This is a genomic window from Paracoccus sp. S1E-3 (assembly GCF_013868135.1).
GTDB lineage: Bacteria > Pseudomonadota > Alphaproteobacteria > Rhodobacterales > Rhodobacteraceae > Paracoccus.
In genome coordinates, this window is record NZ_JACEMU010000004.1 from 693,238 (window position 1) to 711,391 (window position 18,154).

The 18,154-nt window shown below is 64.6% G+C and carries 20 protein-coding genes; 10 read left to right on the plus strand and 10 right to left on the minus strand.

From position 1 onward, the window contains the following. Positions 1 to 459 precede the first annotated feature (459 nt). Entirely contained in the window at positions 460 to 600 is a 141-nt protein-coding gene (locus H1S04_RS18480) for a hypothetical protein (RefSeq protein ID WP_220185077.1), read from the plus strand. Between the two features lie 99 nt (positions 601 to 699). Here H1S04_RS18480 and H1S04_RS03380 read toward each other — a convergent pair whose 3' ends face one another. The 3 genes from H1S04_RS03380 to H1S04_RS03390 all read right to left on the minus strand — a co-directional run bounded on the left by H1S04_RS03380 (position 700) and on the right by H1S04_RS03390 (position 5,746). After that, on the minus strand, positions 700 to 2,700 hold the full coding sequence (locus tag H1S04_RS03380; protein ID WP_220185078.1) for a TRAP transporter large permease subunit: 2,001 nt from the start codon (positions 2,698 to 2,700) through the stop codon (positions 700 to 702). Further along, the gene (locus H1S04_RS03385) at positions 2,697 to 3,743 is read right to left on the minus strand and encodes a C4-dicarboxylate TRAP transporter substrate-binding protein (RefSeq protein ID WP_181744130.1); all 1,047 of its coding nucleotides are present in this window, start codon (positions 3,741 to 3,743) and stop codon (positions 2,697 to 2,699) included. The genes H1S04_RS03380 and H1S04_RS03385 overlap by 4 nt, the downstream gene beginning before the upstream one ends. 221 nt (positions 3,744 to 3,964) lie before the next feature. Then, on the minus strand, positions 3,965 to 5,746 hold the full coding sequence (locus H1S04_RS03390; RefSeq protein ID WP_181744131.1) for an FAD-dependent monooxygenase: 1,782 nt from the start codon (positions 5,744 to 5,746) through the stop codon (positions 3,965 to 3,967). 212 nt (positions 5,747 to 5,958) lie between these two features. Between H1S04_RS03390 and H1S04_RS03395 the strand changes: the two genes are divergently transcribed. From H1S04_RS03395 to H1S04_RS03435, 9 genes are all read left to right on the plus strand, one after another. After that, positions 5,959 to 6,663, plus strand: coding sequence for a GntR family transcriptional regulator (locus tag H1S04_RS03395; protein ID WP_220185079.1), 705 nt, complete (start codon positions 5,959 to 5,961; stop codon positions 6,661 to 6,663). Between the two features lie 85 nt (positions 6,664 to 6,748). After that, entirely contained in the window at positions 6,749 to 7,573 is an 825-nt protein-coding gene (locus H1S04_RS03400; protein WP_181744133.1) for a fumarylacetoacetate hydrolase family protein, read from the plus strand. A 27-nt stretch (positions 7,574 to 7,600) separates the two neighbouring features. Further along, positions 7,601 to 8,503 carry a VOC family protein gene (locus H1S04_RS03405; protein ID WP_181744134.1) on the plus strand — a complete coding sequence of 301 codons (903 nt, stop codon included), beginning with the start codon at positions 7,601 to 7,603 and terminating at the stop codon, positions 8,501 to 8,503. Beyond that, positions 8,500 to 8,904, plus strand: coding sequence for a nuclear transport factor 2 family protein (locus H1S04_RS03410; protein ID WP_181744135.1), 405 nt, complete (start codon positions 8,500 to 8,502; stop codon positions 8,902 to 8,904). Before H1S04_RS03405 ends, H1S04_RS03410 begins: the two co-directional genes overlap by 4 nt. Before the next feature lie 29 nt (positions 8,905 to 8,933). Further along, complete coding sequence (locus H1S04_RS03415) at positions 8,934 to 9,278, plus strand: DoxX family protein (protein ID WP_181744136.1); 345 nt, start codon at positions 8,934 to 8,936, stop codon at positions 9,276 to 9,278. A gap of 31 nt (positions 9,279 to 9,309) precedes the next feature. Then, positions 9,310 to 10,107 carry an SDR family NAD(P)-dependent oxidoreductase gene (locus H1S04_RS03420; RefSeq protein ID WP_181744137.1) on the plus strand — a complete coding sequence of 266 codons (798 nt, stop codon included), beginning with the start codon at positions 9,310 to 9,312 and terminating at the stop codon, positions 10,105 to 10,107. Between the two features lie 11 nt (positions 10,108 to 10,118). After that, on the plus strand, positions 10,119 to 10,691 hold the full coding sequence (locus H1S04_RS03425) for an NADPH-dependent FMN reductase (RefSeq protein WP_181744138.1): 573 nt from the start codon (positions 10,119 to 10,121) through the stop codon (positions 10,689 to 10,691). A gap of 12 nt (positions 10,692 to 10,703) precedes the next feature. Beyond that, positions 10,704 to 11,669 (plus strand): VOC family protein, encoded by a 966-nt coding sequence (locus H1S04_RS03430; RefSeq protein ID WP_181744139.1) that lies wholly within the window; start codon positions 10,704 to 10,706, stop codon positions 11,667 to 11,669. A 194-nt stretch (positions 11,670 to 11,863) separates the two neighbouring features. Then, on the plus strand, positions 11,864 to 12,505 hold the full coding sequence (locus H1S04_RS03435; protein WP_181744140.1) for a hydrolase: 642 nt from the start codon (positions 11,864 to 11,866) through the stop codon (positions 12,503 to 12,505). A gap of 2 nt (positions 12,506 to 12,507) precedes the next feature. Here the strand turns inward: H1S04_RS03435 and H1S04_RS18485 are convergent, their stop codons facing one another. The 7 genes from H1S04_RS18485 to H1S04_RS03470 all read right to left on the minus strand — a co-directional run bounded on the left by H1S04_RS18485 (position 12,508) and on the right by H1S04_RS03470 (position 18,061). Then, complete coding sequence (locus tag H1S04_RS18485; RefSeq protein WP_220185080.1) at positions 12,508 to 12,837, minus strand: hypothetical protein; 330 nt, start codon at positions 12,835 to 12,837, stop codon at positions 12,508 to 12,510. Between the two features lie 202 nt (positions 12,838 to 13,039). Continuing rightward, a complete protein-coding gene (locus H1S04_RS03445) occupies positions 13,040 to 13,906 on the minus strand; it encodes an ROK family protein (RefSeq protein ID WP_181744142.1) in 867 nt (288 codons plus the stop codon). After that, positions 13,903 to 14,577, minus strand: a complete 675-nt coding sequence (locus tag H1S04_RS03450) for an N-acetylmannosamine-6-phosphate 2-epimerase (RefSeq protein WP_181744143.1) — start codon at positions 14,575 to 14,577, stop codon at positions 13,903 to 13,905. Before H1S04_RS03450 ends, H1S04_RS03445 begins: the two co-directional genes overlap by 4 nt. Continuing rightward, positions 14,574 to 15,848: a TRAP transporter large permease gene (locus H1S04_RS03455; RefSeq protein WP_181744144.1), complete on the minus strand. Its 1,275-nt coding sequence runs from the start codon at positions 15,846 to 15,848 to the stop codon at positions 14,574 to 14,576. Before H1S04_RS03455 ends, H1S04_RS03450 begins: the two co-directional genes overlap by 4 nt. Next, positions 15,845 to 16,330 carry a TRAP transporter small permease gene (locus tag H1S04_RS03460; RefSeq protein WP_181744145.1) on the minus strand — a complete coding sequence of 162 codons (486 nt, stop codon included), beginning with the start codon at positions 16,328 to 16,330 and terminating at the stop codon, positions 15,845 to 15,847. Before H1S04_RS03460 ends, H1S04_RS03455 begins: the two co-directional genes overlap by 4 nt. A gap of 34 nt (positions 16,331 to 16,364) precedes the next feature. Beyond that, positions 16,365 to 17,321, minus strand: a complete 957-nt coding sequence (locus H1S04_RS03465) for a sialic acid TRAP transporter substrate-binding protein SiaP (RefSeq protein ID WP_181744146.1) — start codon at positions 17,319 to 17,321, stop codon at positions 16,365 to 16,367. A gap of 26 nt (positions 17,322 to 17,347) precedes the next feature. Continuing rightward, positions 17,348 to 18,061 carry an FCD domain-containing protein gene (locus tag H1S04_RS03470; RefSeq protein WP_298945846.1) on the minus strand — a complete coding sequence of 238 codons (714 nt, stop codon included), beginning with the start codon at positions 18,059 to 18,061 and terminating at the stop codon, positions 17,348 to 17,350. Between the last annotated feature and the right edge of the window lie 93 nt (positions 18,062 to 18,154).

The window sequence follows — 18,154 nt, forward strand, 5'->3', positions numbered from 1 at the left end:
ATGGCCCGCGACATGGGCTATCGTCCGACGGACCTGTGCGACAGAGCGCGGGAACTCGTCGACGCCATCATCGCAAAGAGCCCTGCGGAGGCAGGGGGTATCGAAGATTTGCCGGGGAGCGGGCGGGGGTATGTGTGGCAAGCAGTCGAACTGGGCGAATGGCCTCCCCCAGCCGGGAGAAGTGATTGTATGTTTGGTCATACCTTCGGGACGGCGGCCAGCTTCGCCGAGTACTTCGCGCCGTGGCAGCAGGCTTTGGATCGGGCCCGGGCCAAGATGTCGTCCAACGCGCGTCGTCACGACGGACAGGGGCAGTACAGCTGATGTCAGGTGGGTCAGTAACACTGTCGATAATACTGTCGATTCGAGCGCATCTCCGATCGTGCACCACGTGCCGATGCCTCCAACGCCCAATTCTGCACCCTCTCGAACGACGATAAACCCCTTCGCCCGCATTTCGTGGAAATCCCGCGCAACAGTATTGATTTCGACCCCAACCCGGTCGGCGCCTGCCTGACGCTCAACATGGCCTTGCTGCTGTTGTATTTCGTGCCTCTCCCTTCCAACAGAAGCCGGATGCGGACTGCCTGCGCCGTGTGAGACATTGCCCGCCAAGCAGGTGCCGCAGCAGTGGTCAGATGGACACCCGCGAATTCGACGCCGCTGCGCTGTTCGCTCTTTCGATCACGCCCCAGACAGCTAAAGAATGCCGGTCACGACGACTGGGAAAGCCATGCAGATCGCGATCAGCACCGCCATCGCCAGCACATAGGGCATGACGCCGGCAAACACCTCCTGCAGGCTGCACAGATCGCCGACCGTGCTTTTCACCACGAAGACGCTGATCCCGAAGGGGGGTGTCAGCAGCCCCATCTCGACCGCGATCACGGTGATCAGGCCGAACCAGATCAGCACGTCGGGGCCGATGATCGGCGTGCCCAAGCTCACCACCAGCGGCAGGATCATCGGCACGGTGATGACGATGATCGAGGTGGAATCGAGAAACATCCCCATCACGATCACCACCAGCAGGAACAGCAGCATCACCCCCCAGAAGCCAAAGCCGGAACCAGCGGCATATTGCACCATCGCGGCGGGCAGCGTGGACATGACCAGGGCCTTGGTCAGGACGCTGGCGCCGATGACCAGCGACAGGACCGACACGCTGATCTGCCCGGTTTCGCGCAGCACGTTCCACAGCGCGGCGCGGGTCAGGCGACGGCGCAGGATGGTCACGATCATGGTGGCGAAGGCCCCGACCGCGCCCGCCTGCGTCGGCGTGAACCAGCCCAGATAGATGCCGCCCAGCACGATCGTCACCAGCACGGCGATGGGCAGCAGCCGCCGCGCCGAGCTGAGCAGCGTTTCCGGCTCCAGATCGTCATTGCCCGCGGGGCGGCCGACGAAATCGGGGCGGAACTTCGCCAGCAGCAGAATGGTCGCGCAGAAGATCACCGCCATCAGCACGCCGGGGATCATCGCCGCCAGAAACAGCTTGCCGACCGAGGTTTCGGTGACGAAGCCATAGATGATCAGCAACAGGCTGGGCGGGATCAGCATGCCCAGCACCGACGATCCGGCAACCGTGCCGGTGGCGAATTTCGCCGTATAGCCATGCGCGATCATCTGCGGCACCGCGACCCGCGAAAAGATCGCCGATGAGGCGATGGAAATGCCGGTCACCGCCGCAAACACCGCATTGGCCGCGACCGTGGCGATGCCGAGGCCCCCCAGCAGCTTGCGCGTCCACCACGCCGCGACGCGGTAGGCGTCCCGGCCGATGTCGGAAATATCGGTGAACAGCCCCATCAGCACGAACAGCGGCACCACCCCGAAATCGAACTTGTTGATGGTTCCGGTGGCCGAGGTTTTCAGCGCGTTCAGCGCCACGTTCGGATTGTCCCGGATCAGCCAGATGGCGGCGGTGCCGACCACCGCCAGCACCACAGCGACATGCATGCCCGCCATCAGCAGGATCAGCAGGGCAAGAACCGCGCACAGACCCAGCCAGATCCGGCTGACATCGCCGATGACAAGCAGCACGACCGCAAGGCCGCAGAGCGCCAGAGCGGCCAGAACCGGCACCAGCCAGCGCCCGCGCCGGGCCAGCCGGTCGGGAAGCGTCCGGGCGATCTCCAGCGCCTCCAGCAGGAACTGCACCGTCATCGCGGCCGAGCCGATGGCGGTCAGCAGCTTGAACGGCCATGTCGGCATGGTGAACACCCCGGTCGAGCCGATGTAATCGCCCTGCCGCAGGGCCGAGGCGAACTCGCCCCACAGAACCTGACTCAGGGCGGCGAAAAGCCCCGCGCCGGTCAGCAGAAAGACCAGATTCAGAACCGCTGCCGCCGCAGGGTCGGCCTTGGCCAGCGGCGCGAACAGGAAATCGGCGCGGGTCAGCCTGCCGTGGCCAAGCGCGTGCGCCAGTTGCAGGAACACCACCGGCACGATGGTCTGCTCGACCAGTTCGACAACGCCATAGATCGGCCGCGAGAACAGGGCCAGCCCCGCCACATCGGCACAGATCAGCAGCATCAGGACAAAGATCCACACCGTCCCAAGCGCCGACAGCGCCCCCGCGACATGGTCGAACCCGCGCAGCAGCGCGCCTTTCGGGGCGGTGGCGGGATCGTCGGATTGCAGCATCGGTTCCTCCTGCGGCGCGGGCCCGGCGGCGCGCGGCCAATTGGTCGCGGTCATTCGACCTTCCAATCGCGCACCGGCGTCACGCCTGCCGCGCGGATCGCGGCCATATAGGCGTCCAGCATCGCCTTGCCCTCGGGCAGGTTTTCGGCCCATTGCCCGGCCAGATCGGGCAGCGCCGCGACCCATTTCTGCCGCTCCTCGGCCGGCAGCGTGGTCAGCGTCACCTTGGGATCGGCCTCCAGCGCCGCCAGGGTCGCGTCATAACGCTCTTGCAGCAATGCCGCGTTGCGGGCGCTGTATTCGGGGCCAAGCTCGGTCAGGACCTGCTGCACATCCTGCGGCAGACCGTCCCAGACATCCTTGTTGACCGCGAATCCGCCAACGAAATTCGCGCCCGCGCCGATCAGGGTGACATAGGGCGCGACTTCCTGAATCTTCAGCGGGTTCGCCCCGGTCACGATCGAGATGACGCCATCGGCGACCCCGGTTTCGATCTGGTTGTAATAAGTCGGCAGCGCGCCATTCACCGGCACCGCGCCGACCGCCGCCATCCACGGCGCGGTCGGGCCCGGCGCGATGATCTTGCGGCCCTTCAGATCGTCGATCGAGTCGACGGGAAACTTGGTGTAAAGGTGATAGGTATCGGCCCCCGTCGCCCCCAGAAAGACGACATTGTTGCCTTCCCATTCCTCTTTCAGCGCCGGAATCTCACTGTAGAGTTGGCTGAAGATCTGCATCTGCAGCCCGGCATCGTCGGTGGTGAAGGGGGTGAAATAGGTCAGGTTGCTGTAGGGCATCTTGCTTTCTTCCCACAGCGAGCCGATCCAGCCCGCATCGGTGATGCCGTCGCCCACCGCCTCCAGCGTGTCGCTGAAACTGTAGAGCGCGCCGCCATAGGATTCGGTCCAGTCGATCCGGTTTTCCGACCCCATGGCCTCCAGCCGCTTGTTGGCTTCGGCCACGATCACCTCCTGCAGGGGTGCGACCCAGGGAATCTGGATGGCGTGGCTGGATGCGATGGTCAGCGGAATCTCCTCGGCGGCGGCACTCATGCTCAGCGCCGCCAGCGCGATGGATGCTATGATTGTGGTCTTCATGATGTCCTCCTCCTTGGACGTTCCTCTCGGCGCCACCGGTCAATGGTCGGCCGACCGCAGGCGGGGAATGCCCGGACCTGCGGAACAGAATGGATAAGGCTTGATGTCAGCGGGCAGCAGGCTGCCGTCCGCCTTGTATTCAGACCAGCCAGGCGGTTAGCGCGGGGCCGGGCGGCCGCCTCCCAAACGGCTTGGACGGTCACGGGGCGTCGGGAGCCCGTTCAGGCGGCAGAGACTGACCGGGCTTCGTCGCGCCGGGCCAGCACCTGCATCAGCGCCGCAGCAAGCGCGATCTGCGGATCGGCGGCCAGACGGTCGCTGCGCCAGGCCACATAGTTGTCGGGCCTGACCAGAATTGCGCCATCATCCTGGATCCCGCATTGGTAATACCAGTCGGCATAGATATCATGCGCATCGCTGCCATCGGGACCGATGGAGATCACCGGCAGCGCGATCCCCAAGCGATCCGCCAGCGCCGCCGCCGCATTGCGCCAGCCTTCACCACCCGGCCCGGTCAGCAGGACGAACCGCCCCTTGCCGCCCAGATCGATGCTGGAAATGCGCTTGCCGCCGTGATCCAGCCAGACATGCGGCAACCGCGCCCCCGGCCATGTGGTCGGGTGATAATAGAGTTCCGCATCGCGGGTATATTCCGGCTCGGGCGTGCCATCGGGCACCACCGCAGCCGAGGCGTAACGCGTGCCCAACTCGACCCCGTGGGTGTTGAATTCGTAATTCTTGCGGCGGATCGCATCGTTCAGCGCCCGGCGCTGCGCCTTGGCGGCATCGTCGCTGCCCTTGCGCGCGGCCATCAGCGCGCCGACCCGCGCCGGATCGTCGCTGGCGGTCATGCCGAGCGCGTCGAAGATCGGCGGATAGTCCTTGATCGAATTGTTGGCCCGCGTGACGATGGTTTCCGCCACCGGCACCCGCTCGGCGGAATAGCTGTCCAGCAGCGCCGCATCCGCCTGCCCTTTCAGCACCAGCGCCAGTTTCCACGCCAGATTATACGCGTCCTGAATGCTGGTATTCGAGCCAAGCCCGTTCAGCGGCGGGTGGCGGTGAACGGCATCGCCCATGCAGAACACGCGACCTTTGGAAAACTCGGTCGCCCACATGTTGTTGACGGTCCAGGTCGAGGTCGAACGAATCTTCACCGGGATCGTGTCGTCGCCGATCAGCTGATGAACGATCTTCACCGCCTCATCCTCGGTCAGCGTCATCTCGCCCTGGCTGATGTCATAGCCCCAGATCACCAGCCATTCGTTCCACGGCCGCACCATTCGCACGACCCCTGCCCCGATTCCGCCGGTGCGCGCACCCGGTTGCAGGATCCAGTAAAGCACGCTGGGTCGGTGGGCGACATATTTCGACAGGTCGGCGTCGAACAGGATGTTCATGCTGCCCGACAGGCCCATCTCGCCGGTCATCGGCAGGCCAAGCTGTTCTGCCACCAGACTGCGCGCGCCATCGGCCCCGATCATGTATTTGCTGCGGATGGTGAATTCCTCGCCCGAGAGGCGGTCGCGGACATGGGCGGTGACGCCATCCTGATCCTGATCAAGCGACAGGTATTCGGTGTTGAACCGGATCTTGCCGCCTTTCGAGGCGGCAGCCTCCAGCAGCAGCGGTTCCAGATAGGTCTGTGGGATGTCGCAGATCTCGGTCGGGCTGGCCAGTTCGTAATCGGCGCGGCGCGCGGGATGGTTGCCCCAGGACAGCACCCGGCCGAATTCCTCGCCCGCGAGGCTGTGACAGAAAACGTTGTTGGCCATCAGCTTCTGCTTGCTGGCCAGTGCCATGGCGCGATCTTCGACGCCGAGATCGCGCAGCACCTGCATGGTGCCCTGATTGGTGATATGGGCGCGCGGCGTGTTCGCCAGCCAGCCATATTTGTTGATGACAAGATTCTCGATGCCATACATCGACAACAAGGCCGAACTGGCCAGACCCGCCGGCCCGGCACCCACGATCAGCACATCGGTATTTATCTGCGTTGCCATGCTTGGGTCTCCTCCACGCCGTCACATGCAATGTAAATCGTATATTTCTATAATTTTCGAAAATCAATAGAAATGTCGATTGACATGGAAATCATCGAGGCGCCTTATCGGACGATCGGGCCAAGCGATCGCCTCTATTATCGAAAATTGTAAAATTATCGACGCATGTGATAGGGCAACAGCGCAGGGCGCGAAATCAGGGGAGCCGCATCATGACCATGGCGCAGGGCGCAACCGCCGACAGTGCAAGCAAGACCTTGATGGGATCGGTCTACGACCGTCTGCGCCGGGATATCGTGGATGGCGAGTTGCGCCCCGGTGCGCGGCTGCGCTTTGACGAGCTGAAGGAAAGCTACGGCGTCGGTCTGTCGCCGCTGCGCGAGGCCCTGACCCGGCTGGCGGCCGAAAAGCTGGTGATCCTTGAACAGAACCGTGGTTTTCATGTGGCGCCGATCTCGCGCTCGGATCTGAACGATCTGCTGCTCATGCGCCAGGAAATCGAATCGCTGGCGATTCTGCGATCCATCGAACGGGGCGACGACCAATGGGAATCGGCGATCGTCGCCGCCATTCACGCGCTTGGAAAGCGGCAGAGCCTGACCGCCGAAGGCCACATCGACCCGGAATGGGAACTTCGCCACCGGACGTTCCACGACAGCCTTGTCGCCGCCTGCGATTCGCCCCGGCTGCTGCTCTACCGGCAGCAACTGACGGATCACGCGGACCGCTATCGGCGCCTCTCACATCACTACGTCTCCTCGGGTCGTGACCATCTGGCGGAACATTGCGCCCTGTCCGACGCGGTCGTCGCCCGCGATGCGGAAGCAGCCAACCGTCTGATCCGCCAGCATCTTGCCCGCACGGTCGAGATCATTCAGGCCGACGAAGATCTGCAGAAAAGCGGATTAGAAGATTAATTTTCGAAAATCTTATTGATCGTCGATTAACCCTCTTCTATGTTTGACTCGTTAAAGGACGACTCGAACACGCGGAGGAGCGACGATGCGAGTGACAGCTTACGAGCGGAATGGTGCAACGGGTGTTGCCGTCAAGCGCGACACCGACTGGGCCGATCTTGGCGCCGTTGATCTGATCGAAGTGTTGGCGGGCGCACATGCCGACAAGGTGGCGGCGGCCCCGGCCCTGGATGAAGGCAACATCAACGCCGCGCCGCCCCTCGCCCGGCCCGGCAAGATCATCTGCGTCGGCCTGAACTATGCCGACCACACCAGCGAATCCCCGTATGAACAGCCCGACTATCCGACGCTGTTCCCGCGCTTTTCCACCAGCCTGATCGCCGATGGCGCGCCGATCATCCGGCCGCAAATCTCGCAGGATCTGGATTATGAAGGCGAAATGGTCGCCATCATCGGCAAGCGCGGCCGCCATATCCCCAAGGATCAGGCGCTGGATTACGTCGCCGGCTATTCGATCTTCAACGACGGCTCGCTGCGCGACTATCAGTTCAAATCGCCGCAATGGACGGTCGGCAAGAATTTCGACGGCACCGGCGCCTTTGGCCCGCATGTCGTCTCGGCCGATGAATTGCCCGAAGGCGCCAAGGGTCTGCGGATCCAGACGCGGCTGAACGGTCAGGTGGTGCAGGACGCCAATACCGACGACATGATCTATACCGTCGCCGATCTGATCTCGATCATTTCCGAGGCGATCACGCTGGAACCCGGCGATGTCATCGTCACCGGCACCCCGGCCGGGATCGGCATGGCGCGCAATCCGAAGCTTTACATGAAGCCCGGCGATGTCGTGGAAGTCGAAATCGAGGGCATCGGCATCCTGCGCAACCCGGTGGAGGACGAAGCGGCCTGACAAGGCCAATTGTCGGAGGAGGCAAATATGGAACCGCTGATACATCGTCTGGGCTATATCGCCCTGAATGTCAGCGACCTGGAGGGCGCGGTGGAGGACGCCCGCCAGATCGCCGGAGCCGCACTGGTCGCGCAGGCGCCCGACCGCGCGTTGCTGTCATCGAATGCACGCCATGCCGAGCTGATCCTGCATCGCGCCGATCATTCCTCGCTACGCTGCATCGGACTGGAGACGCTTCATCCCGAAAACGTCGATGAGGTTGCGCGCCGTGCGCAGGACGCCGGGTTGACGATCATCAGCGACACCCCGTCGCTGCCGGTCATCGAGCGCGCCGTCAGCATCGCCTTCCCGGAAGGCCATGTGATCGAGGCGCATACGCCGATGCCGCGCGACCGTGCGCCGCGCTATGCGGGGCCGGGCATCCATCCGCGCTATCTGGACCATGTGAACCTGACCGCCCGCGATCCCGCCACATCGGCGCAGGCGATGATGCAGGTGTTGGGGCTGAAACTCAGCGAACGGACCCAAGGCTGGGAACTCGCCTGGATGCGGGCGGGCGATGGGCGGCACCATACCGTCGGCATCGCGAAATCGCCCGAGGGCGGGGGCCTGCATCACTACAGCTGGGAATTCGCCGATTTCGCCGATTTCAAACGGTTGGGCGATGTGCTGGACGCGCAGGATCGCACGCTGGTCTGGGGGCCGGGGCGGCATGGCGCGGGCGACAATATCTTCGCCTATTACGTCGATGCCGCGGGGTTCCTTGTCGAAACCACCGCCGAGATGGAGATCATCGCCGATCCGCATTTCCAGCCGCGCATCGTCGAGCCGGGCGAGAACCTGTCGAACTACAAGGTGGTCAACCGCTGGGGACAATTGCCGTCGCATGCCTGGCTGAACCACTTCAACGCCTGCGCGATCCTGTCATGAGCGCGCCTGATATCGCCGCGCTGGAGGATCGCCGCTATGCCGCGATGCGGGCGGGCGACGTGGACGCGCTGCGCGAGCTGATGTCGGCGCGGTTGCATTACAGCCATTCGCTGGGGGATCGCGATACGCTGGACAGCTATCTGGCCAAGGTCGCGGCCGGCCATTTCGTCTATCGCCGCATCGACCATGTGATCGATTGGATGGAAAGCCTGCCCGGTGCCGTGACACTGGGCGGTCGCATGACCGCCGATGTCGTGGTCGCCGGTGCAAACCGTCATATCGACAATGCCTTCCTCGCCGTTTGGGCCGAGGAAGGTGGCGCATGGCGGCTGATCGCGTATCAGCCGACCCCCCTGCCCGCCACAGAACCGAGGGACGAAGACACCACCAAGGCGACGTGACCTCGTCGCCCGGAAGAAGGAGCCCTGCGATGCCGAAACTGATCTTCCCGCAATTGCGCGGGCTTTACGAAGCTCTGGAGCCGCTTGCCTATACCGTCCTGCGCGTCCTCGCCGCCGCGATGATGATGCAGTTCGGGATGGGCAAAGTGCTGTCGGGCGATGTCGCCCGCGACATCGAGCATATGCGGAATCTGGGCCTCGCGCCCGCGGCGGTGATGCTGTTCGTTCTGGTCACGGTGATGCTGTTTGCCGTCCTGATCCCGCGCGGCGATGGCTATCAGCTGGGCGCGGTCTGGTTCGGCGCCTTCGCGCTGATCGCCGCGCGTGGCGGCGGGAAATATTCACTCGACCGCCTGATCGGACGCGAGTTCTGACAGAGGCCGATTTCGGGCAAGGGAGGGCCACATGGATCTTGGATTGAAGGACCGCACCGCTGTCGTCGTCGGCGCCAGCAAGGGCATCGGCAAGGGAATCGCGCGGGCATTGGCGGCCGAGGGCTGCAACCTGTTCCTGCTGGCGCGCAACGGCGATGCGCTGCGCGCCACCGCCGATGCAATCGCAGCTGAATTCGGCATCCGCGCAATTCCGGTCGCGGCCAATGTCAGCGACCCGGATTCGGTCCGCGCGGCAGCGGCCGAGGTGCGAGCGAGCAGCCCCGAGATCAACATCCTCGCCACCAGCGTCGGCACCGCCATCCGCCGTCAGGACCGCACCGTCACCTGGGCCGATGAGGACTGGCAGGCCGATATCGAGATCAAGGTGACCGGCATCCTGCGGGTGATCCGCGAATTCGAAGGCATGATCGCCAGCGATGGCAGCGGCCGCATCATCAACATCACCGGCGCCTCGGGGCTGATGACATGGATGCCCGCGCTGAACTACGGCATGAACAATGCCGCCGTGATCCATGCCACCGGCTATCTGGCCGCAGATCTGGCGGATCGCGGCATCACCGTGAACACTGTCGTCCCCGGCATCGTCGGCACCGAATGGCGCGAGGGCTGGGCCGGTGGCATGGCGGGCGAGCGGGCCAAGGACGATTGGCTGGCGGAATTCTGCGGCAGCAAGGGCATCCTCGCCCGCCGCTGGGGCCGGGTCGAGGAGATCGGCGATGCGGTCGCCTTCCTCGCTTCCGACCGGGCGGGCTACATCACCGGCACGAAACTGGTCGTCGATGGCGGGCTGACCGCCAATATCCGGTAAAGGGGCGGATCATGCTGACCTTGCAGATCATCATCGGCAGCGTGCGGCAGGGCCGCGGCGGCTTGTCGGTCGCCGAATGGTTCGAGGAGATCGCCCGCAAGGACGGCCGCTTCAAGGTCGAGCGCGTCGATCTGGCCGAGCTGAACCTGCCGCTGATGGACGAACCCAACCATCCCCGCCTGCAGCAGTACACCCACGAGCATACGAAGCGCTTCAGCGAGATCATCAGCCGCGGCGATGCCTATGTCTTTGTCACCACGGAATATAATTACGCCATTCCGGGGGCGCTGAAGAACGCATTGGACTACCTGTCCGTCGAATGGGCGGGCAAGCCGGTCTGCGCGGTGGCCTATGGCGGCATTTCCGGCGCTGCCCGCGCGGTCGAGGATCTGCGCCGTGTCGCCGTGGCGCTGAAGGCGGTGCCGCTGGTGCAGGGCGTCGTCTGCCCGCTCTACGCCCAGCAACGCGACGAGGAAGGCCGCTTTCATGGCAACCCGACCCAGATCGCGGCGGCCGCCGAAACCCTTGATATTCTGGCCGATTACGGCGCGGTGCTGAAAGCCCGTCGTCTGGCCGCAGCCTGAGAGGAGCAGGAGATGACCGCAATCATCGGAAAACTCGCGCCGACGAAACGGCCGGGCGAACTGGGTATTCACTCCATGGACACCTTCACCATGACGGTGCCCGATCTGACCGTGGCCGACAATTTCTATCGGGCCTTCGGTCTGGACGTGCGCGAGGAAGGCGAGAAACTGGCGCTTTACACCTTCGGCTTGGATCATCGCTGGATGACCATTTCCGAAGCGGGTCAGAAAAAGCTGAACCACCTGTCCTTCGGCGTGTTCGAAGAGGATTTCGAACCGATGCGCCGGCGGATCGAGGGGCAGGGTGTCCGCCTGATGGACCCGCCGCGCGGGATCGATTCCAACGGCTTCTGGTTCTTCGACCCTTTCGGCGTGCTGGTCGAGGTGAAGATCGCAGAAAAGACCACGCCCAGCGAAAAGACGCCGTTCTTTCTGGGTTCCTGCCCCGGCGGGGTGGCGGGCGCGCCGCAGCGGTCCAAGGCCGATACGGTGCGACCGACGCGGCTGGCCCATATCCTGCTGTTCACGCCCGACGTGCAGGGGGCGATAGACTTCTACAGCCGGACATTGGGGCTGCGCCTGTCGGACCGGTCCGGCGACGGCATCTGCTTCATGCACGGCATCCACGGCTCGGATCACCATCTCGTCGCCTTTGCCAGATCGTCGGCGCCGGGCCTGCATCATTGCAGCTGGGACATGGGTGGCATCAACGAGGTCGGCAAGGGCGCCATGCAGATGGCCGAGAAGGGATTCAGCCGGGGCTGGGGCATGGGCCGACATGTGCTGGGCTCGAACTATTTCCACTATGTCCGCGACCCTTGGGGCAGCTATTCGGAATATTCCGCCGATATCGACTATATCCCCGCCGACCACGACTGGGAGGCGGGCGACTACCCGCCCGAGGATTCGCTCTATCTGTGGGGCCCGGAAATGCCGAAAGACTTCGTGCATAATTACGAGGCCGATGACGAGCGCTAGCCAGCGTCAGCCGGGAAAGGCGAGAAACCGCTCAACCGGTGCAGCCTGCCCGGGGTGCAGGTTGCAAACGTCAACGGAAGCCTCAAACTTTTATCGCGGGGCAGGCATTGACCATCGCCTCTGCCGCGCAGCGTCAGCCGGGACTGACCCCCGATGAAACCCGTCAACCCAGTGCAATCGAAAGGAAGTTCATCATGACCAGCGAACCACGTCGCGATCCGGTTCAGGATCGACTGCTGACGCCCGAAAATTCGGCCCTGATCGTCATCGATTACCAGCCGGTGCAGGTCAATTCGATCGCTTCGATGGACCGGCAGTTGATGGTCAACAACATCGTCGGCACGGCCCAGGCGGCAGTGACTTATGGCCTGCCGATCGTTCATTCGACGGTCAACGTCAAGACCGGGCTGAACAAGCCGCCGATCCCGCAATTGCGCAAGGCGCTGGCGGATTATCCGACCTATGACCGGACCACGATCAATTCCTGGGAGGATGTCGAGTTTCGCAAGGCCGTTGAAGAAACCGGCCGCAGGAAGCTGATCATGACCGCACTCTGGACCGAGGCCTGCCTGACCTTCCCGGCACTTGATGCCCTGGCTGAAGGGTATGAGGTCTATGTGGTGACCGATGCGGTGGGGGGCACCTCGCTGGCCGCGCACGAGGCCGCGCTGCGCCGGATCGAACAGGCGGGCGGCAAGATGATCAGCGTGCCGCAGCTGTTCTGCGAATTGCAGCGTGACTGGGCCCGCAAGGACACCGTCCCGGCCTTCATGAACCTGTTCATCGACACCGGTGGCACGGCGGGCATCCAGTTCGCCAATGACCGGCAGGAGTGAGATCATCCGGGCGGCACGCCTCGGGGAAAATCGGTCCCGGAGGCCCGTTGCGCCAGCCAAGTTCCCTCGCACTGATTGCCATCGGCGCGACGGAACAGCCAATAACGGTTGTGGGACGAACGGCCGGTCCGGGTCGGATGCCGCGCACCGGATCGAAAGCCGAGGCCAGCCGCACCCCGCGCCTCGCCGGCGTGGTCAGGCGCACGCCGCGCGATCATATCGGTGACGGCGAGGATCGGCGGCACGATCGCCCCAATCCGACGGATCATCCTCGCATCACGCTGCAGGCGGTCAAACGCAGTCCGATCGCCGGCGACGAGAGAGCGTTCCACTCCCCTCCTGATCCTGCCTAACGGCAGCCTCGGTCGGGGCAGCCGCCACCGCCAGCAGCATCTCGCCTGGGCATAGCGCCGCAACTGCTTCAGCGTCTACCTCCGCCTGCCGCGGAACGTGTCGTGGCGCATGGCCCAGACCAACTGCGACCTCTCCGGCGGTTCGCGGCGAAAGCGGGACAACCCCGACCGCCCTTCCCACTCAGGATAAGGACATTTCGCTGTCCGGCAGCAGCGCCCCCAGCAGGGCGCTGTCGTGACCCAGGATCGCAGGGATGACGGGGACGCGGAACAGGGGCGGCTCCTCCTCGAACTTGGCCAGCACGCGGGCCAGATACCCCTCGCCCAAGCCGACGCTGCCGCCGATCGCGATGCGGTCGAGGCCGAACAGCGCTGTCAGATCGCCACAGAGCCGGGCTACCGCCGCCGCCGAGCGGTCGATGGCTTCCTGCGCTTCCGGCTGATCCGACGCGAAGGCGGCGCGCGCATCGGGCGTGCCGGCGGCGCGGGCGATGGCGCGGCCCGAGGCCACGCTTTCGACGGTGCCCCGGCGGCCCGAGCCACATCGCTCGTCACCAAAGGGCGAGGACATGAAGCCCACATGCCCGGCCAGACCATTCGGGCTTTGCAGCAGACTGCCGTCCAACATGACGCCGCCACCTACCCCGGTCGAGACGGTCAGATAGGCGAAATGCCGGGCGCCGCGCCCTGCCCCCAGCCGCGCCTCGGCCAAGGTGGCGGCGGCGGCGTCGTTGCGCAGGATCACGCGATCGCCGAAAACCGCGCGGAGCTTTGTCAGCAGCGGCTCTCCGGTGATGCCGGGAAGGGTCGCGGCGTTGACCGCCTGCCAGCGGCCTTCCTGATCGACCCGGCCCGCCACCGCGACGCCCAGGGCCTCGCCCCGCGGATAGCCGAGCCGATCGAGCAGCGCCTTCATCGCCGCGATCTGGCCGTCGAACCCAGCATTGCCATCGGTCGGCGCCTGTTCGCGGGCGACGATCCGCCCGTCGCTGATCCGCGCGGCGGCGGTCTTGGTGCCGCCCAGATCGACGGCGAAACCGCGGATCATCTGGGCCGCCGGATGGCATCGGCGAACCAGCCGGTGACCACCTCGAGCCGGGTCAGGGCGCTGCCGACAGTGACGGCATCGGCGCCCGCGAGGATTGCCTGCCGCGCGAGTTCGGGCGTGTTGAACCGCCCCTCGGCCATGACGAAGCCGCCAAGCGCCTGAAACCGCCCGATCAGCGCCAGATCGGGCGCGTCATCATCGGTGGCGGTTTCGGCGGTATAGCCCGAAAGGGTGGTGCCGATGATCGCGGCCCCGCCGCTCAGCGCCGCGCGGCCGTCATCCGGTTCCGCGCAATCGGTCATCGCCAGCACGCCGCCGGCCCGGATCGCGGCGAGGATCGCATCGCGGTCATCCGGGCGCGGCCGGGCCGTGCCGTCATAAGCCACGATATCGGCCCCGGCGGCGATCAGCGCCTGCGCATCGGCGATGGTCGGGGTGATGCGCACCGGGCTGTCCGGCAGGTCGCGCTTGACGATGCCGATGATCGGCACCTCGACCACGGGCCGGGTGGCGCGCAGGTTCTCCACCCCCTCGATCCGCAGCGCGGCGGCGCCCCCGGCGACCGCCGCCTGCGCCATGGCGGCGACGATCTCGGGCCGATCCATCGGGCCGCCATCGACCGGCTGGCAGGAGACGACGAGTCCGCCCCGCAGGCGTTCGAGCACGTTCATTTCATCAACCCCGGCAGCCCGGTCGCCAGCACCGGAAAGACGCAGACCAGGATCAGCACCACGACCGGCGGGATGATCCAGGGCAGGATGGCACGGGCCAGTTTCTGGAAGGGAATACCGCTGACCTGCGCGACCACGAACAGTGCCATGCCCATCGGCGGGGTCAGGATCGAGATCATCAGGTTCAGGACCACGATCACCCCGAAATGGATCGGGTCGATGCCGAAGCCAAGCGCGATGGGCACCAGAATCGGCACCACGATCAGCAGGATCACCAAGGATTCGATGAACATACCCAGCACGAACATCATCAGGTTGACGGCGATCAGGAAGCTGACCGGGCCGTCGGCGATGTTCAGGAACATGGCGGCGATCTGCTGGGGCGCCTGTTCGCGGGCCAGCACATAGCCCAGCAGCGATACCCCGGCGATGATCGTCGCGATCCCGGCCGAGGTCGCGGTCGTTTCATAAAGCGCATCCCACAGCCGCCGCCAGGTCAGTTCGCGATAGAAGATCAGGTCGATCACGATGGCATAGACCACGGTGACAGCCGCCGCCTCGGTCGGTGAGAACAAGCCGCTGAAGATGCCGCCGACGATCACAGCCGGGGTCAGCAGCGCCGGAAACGAGCGCACGAACAACCGCCCGACATCGGCCCAGCCGGGCCAGCGGTCGCGCGGATAGTCGCGGCGCAGCGCGATGATATAGACCATCACCATCAGCGCCGCCGCACAGAGAAAGCCCGGCACGACGCCGCCCAGAAACAGCTTGCCGATCGAGGTATTGGCGATCACCCCGTACAGCACCATGGTGATCGAGGGCGGCACCAGCGGCCCGATCATCGAGGATGCAGCGGTGACTGCGCCCGAGAAGTCATCGTCATAGCCGGCCTTGCGCATCGCCTCGATCTCCATCTTGCCGAGGCCGCCCGCATCCGCCAGCGCCGAGCCGGACATGCCCGAAAAGAACAGGCTGGCCAGCACGTTGACATGGCCGAGGCCGCCGCGGATATGGCCGACAAGGGCGCGGGCGAAGCCGAACAGAAGATGGGTGATCCCGGCCCCGTTCAGGATCGCGGCGGCAAGGATGAACAGCGGCACCGCCAGCATCGGAAAGCTGTTCAACCCGTCGACCATGCGCGACATGGCGAAGGCCAGCCCGATGCCTGACCAGTAGAAATAGCCCATTGAGACGAGGATCATCGAAATCCCGATCGGCACCCCGACCAGAACCAGCAACAGCCAGCCAATAGCAATGATGGCAAGGATCACAGCGTCGGCTCCACTTCGTCGGGGTCATGGCGGTGGCCGAGGCCGAGGATGCGGCGGATCAGCCGGTTGGCGATCAGGATCATGGCGACGAAGCCCGAGGCATAAAGGGCCGCATCGCTGACCGGCAGCGTCACCGCCTCGTTCGTCCAGGTCCGCTGTATGGTCTTCCAGCCGATCCAGATCAGGTTCAGAACCACCGCCAGATACACCGCGTCGATTGCGGTGAAGACCGCGATGCGCGCGCGCCGGCGCAGGCGTTCGACCAGGAAGCCCATGCGCAGCTGGCTGTCGGTCCGTTCGACCTCGGCAATGCCGATCATCGCCATCCAGACCCACAGCCAGCGGGCCGCTTCCTCGGTCCAGACCGGGCCGGTGAACAGGGGCGTGCGGCCCAGAACCTGAATCATCACCACCACGATCAGCGCGATGAACAGGATCGTCGCGGCGATCCCTTCAGGCCCGTATCTGCGAAGCGGTTTCATGGCTTTCCTCCCTTTCCGCCTGCGCGCGGTGCGCTTATTTCGCCGTCACTTTCGCGATTGCGCCTTCGCCGAACTCCGCCTCGAGCGTGTTGTAATAGGGCTGCATCGCGGCCTTGAACGGGGCAAGATCGGGCTGGGTTACGGTCAGGCCGCGCTCCTCGAAGGCCTTGACCAGACTGGCCTCGCCTTCCTCCAGCAGCTTGTCGTTCACCGCGCCGCCGTCCTTGATGGCGGTCGTCACCCATTCCTTTTCCTGATCGGACAGGCTGTCCCATGTCGACTTGGCCATCAGCACCGCCGAGGAGGCGACGAAATGGTTGGTCATCGCCACCGATTTCTGCACCTCATAGAATTTCTGCGCATCGATGGTGGTCAGCGGGTTTTCCTGCGCATCGACCTGATTGGTCTGCAGCGCCAGATAGACCTCGGCGAAGGCGACCGGCGCGGGAACTGCCCCCACAGCCTCGGCATAGGCGATCAGGAAGGGCACGTTCGGCGTGCGCAGGCGCAGCCCCTTCATGTCCTCGATCGAATTGATCGGCTTGTTCGCGGTGGTCTGGCGGGTGCCGTAATACCAGACATCCAGCACATGGATGCCCTGATCCTCGAACTTGCCGGCCATCTCCTGTCCCCAGGGACCGGCCACGACCTCTTTCAGCTGGGCATAATCCGCGATGACATAGGGCGCGCCGATCAGCTTCAGCTCGGGGATGGTATAGGACATGTCGGGATAGCCGGTGATGACGAAATCAAGCTCGCCCGCCTGCGCCTGCTGGACCATGGCCTTGAAATCGCCCAGCGTCGCCGAAGGGAACAGCTTCACGGTCAGTTCGCCCCCCGACAGTTCGGCCAGCTTGGCGGCGAATTCCTCGGCCCCCTTATAGACGGGCGTGGCCTCGTTATCCTGCATCCCGAGCGTCAGTTCGCGTGCATCCGCCGCAGCGCCGAGCGCGATGATGGCGGCACCGGCCATCAGAAAACTCTTCAGCATTTTCTCCTCCTCCGTTGATTTTCGTTTCAGGTCGGCGTGGTCCGTCCTGCCGTCAAAAGGCGCGCGCGGTATGAGCGGGCCAGATGGCGGTCCATGACCTCGGTGGCCGCCATCACATCGCCGCTGAGAACCGCGTCATAGATCGCGCGATGTTCGTCATGGGCGATCTCGTCATGCCGGCGCGGATCCTCGACCGGCGGCCGCTGCGCCAGCAATTCCGAGACGAACATGTCGTGGAGCGCCAGCATGACCGGGTTGCCGACGATGGAGACCAGCACCCGGTGAAAGGCGATATCGGTCTCGGCAAAGCGCGGCGTGCCGATGGCCGCCTGATTGCGGTCGAGCGCATCCCGCAGCCGCGCGACCTGAATCCGGTCGCCGCGGATCGCCGCCTCGCGCGCGGCGCCGGTTTCGATGAACTGGCGCATCTGTTCCAGATGCGCGCCGCTTTCGGCATTGCCCAAAAGGTCGCGGATATGCCCGGCGGTAGAGTGCAGAATGGATTCGAGCGAGGGCTGTGCCGCACGGGGGCGCCGGCCGCCACCGGCATCAAGGAAGCCCCGCATCTGCATCAGCGCCAGCGCCTCGCGCACGGTGGGGCGCGAGGCGTCGAAGCGTTCGCACAACTCGCGTTCGGGCGGCAGCGGCTGGCCGCGGGAAATCGCGCCGCTGCGGATCTCACCGATCAGCGCCTCGGCGATAACGTCGGGCATGCGTGGCGATACGGCGATCTCGGTCACGGCCCGCTCCTCCTCCTGCGTCGCTCCCTGATATTTTGGTAATACCACAATTATTGCTTGTCAAACAATAATGAAAATCTATGCTAACCACAT

Excerpts from the sequence above, each read along its gene's own strand:
- H1S04_RS03405 (WP_181744134.1), top strand. The coding sequence starts at position 7,601 with ATGGAACCGCTGATACATCGTCTGGGCTATATCGCCCTGAATGTCAGC.
- H1S04_RS03385 (WP_181744130.1), bottom strand. The coding sequence starts at position 3,743 with ATGAAGACCACAATCATAGCATCCATCGCGCTGGCGGCGCTGAGCATG.
- H1S04_RS03465 (WP_181744146.1), bottom strand. The coding sequence starts at position 17,321 with ATGCTGAAGAGTTTTCTGATGGCCGGTGCCGCCATCATCGCGCTCGGC.
- H1S04_RS03425 (WP_181744138.1), top strand. The coding sequence starts at position 10,119 with ATGCTGACCTTGCAGATCATCATCGGCAGCGTGCGGCAGGGCCGCGGC.
- H1S04_RS03395 (WP_220185079.1), top strand. The coding sequence starts at position 5,959 with ATGACCATGGCGCAGGGCGCAACCGCCGACAGTGCAAGCAAGACCTTG.
- H1S04_RS03380 (WP_220185078.1), bottom strand. The coding sequence starts at position 2,700 with ATGACCGCGACCAATTGGCCGCGCGCCGCCGGGCCCGCGCCGCAGGAG.
- H1S04_RS03445 (WP_181744142.1), bottom strand. The coding sequence starts at position 13,906 with ATGATCCGCGGTTTCGCCGTCGATCTGGGCGGCACCAAGACCGCCGCC.
- H1S04_RS03400 (WP_181744133.1), top strand. The coding sequence starts at position 6,749 with ATGCGAGTGACAGCTTACGAGCGGAATGGTGCAACGGGTGTTGCCGTC.
- H1S04_RS03450 (WP_181744143.1), bottom strand. The coding sequence starts at position 14,577 with ATGAACGTGCTCGAACGCCTGCGGGGCGGACTCGTCGTCTCCTGCCAG.
- H1S04_RS03410 (WP_181744135.1), top strand. The coding sequence starts at position 8,500 with ATGAGCGCGCCTGATATCGCCGCGCTGGAGGATCGCCGCTATGCCGCG.
- H1S04_RS03420 (WP_181744137.1), top strand. The coding sequence starts at position 9,310 with ATGGATCTTGGATTGAAGGACCGCACCGCTGTCGTCGTCGGCGCCAGC.
- H1S04_RS03460 (WP_181744145.1), bottom strand. The coding sequence starts at position 16,330 with ATGAAACCGCTTCGCAGATACGGGCCTGAAGGGATCGCCGCGACGATC.
- H1S04_RS03415 (WP_181744136.1), top strand. The coding sequence starts at position 8,934 with ATGCCGAAACTGATCTTCCCGCAATTGCGCGGGCTTTACGAAGCTCTG.
- H1S04_RS03430 (WP_181744139.1), top strand. The coding sequence starts at position 10,704 with ATGACCGCAATCATCGGAAAACTCGCGCCGACGAAACGGCCGGGCGAA.
- H1S04_RS03390 (WP_181744131.1), bottom strand. The coding sequence starts at position 5,746 with ATGGCAACGCAGATAAATACCGATGTGCTGATCGTGGGTGCCGGGCCG.
- H1S04_RS03435 (WP_181744140.1), top strand. The coding sequence starts at position 11,864 with ATGACCAGCGAACCACGTCGCGATCCGGTTCAGGATCGACTGCTGACG.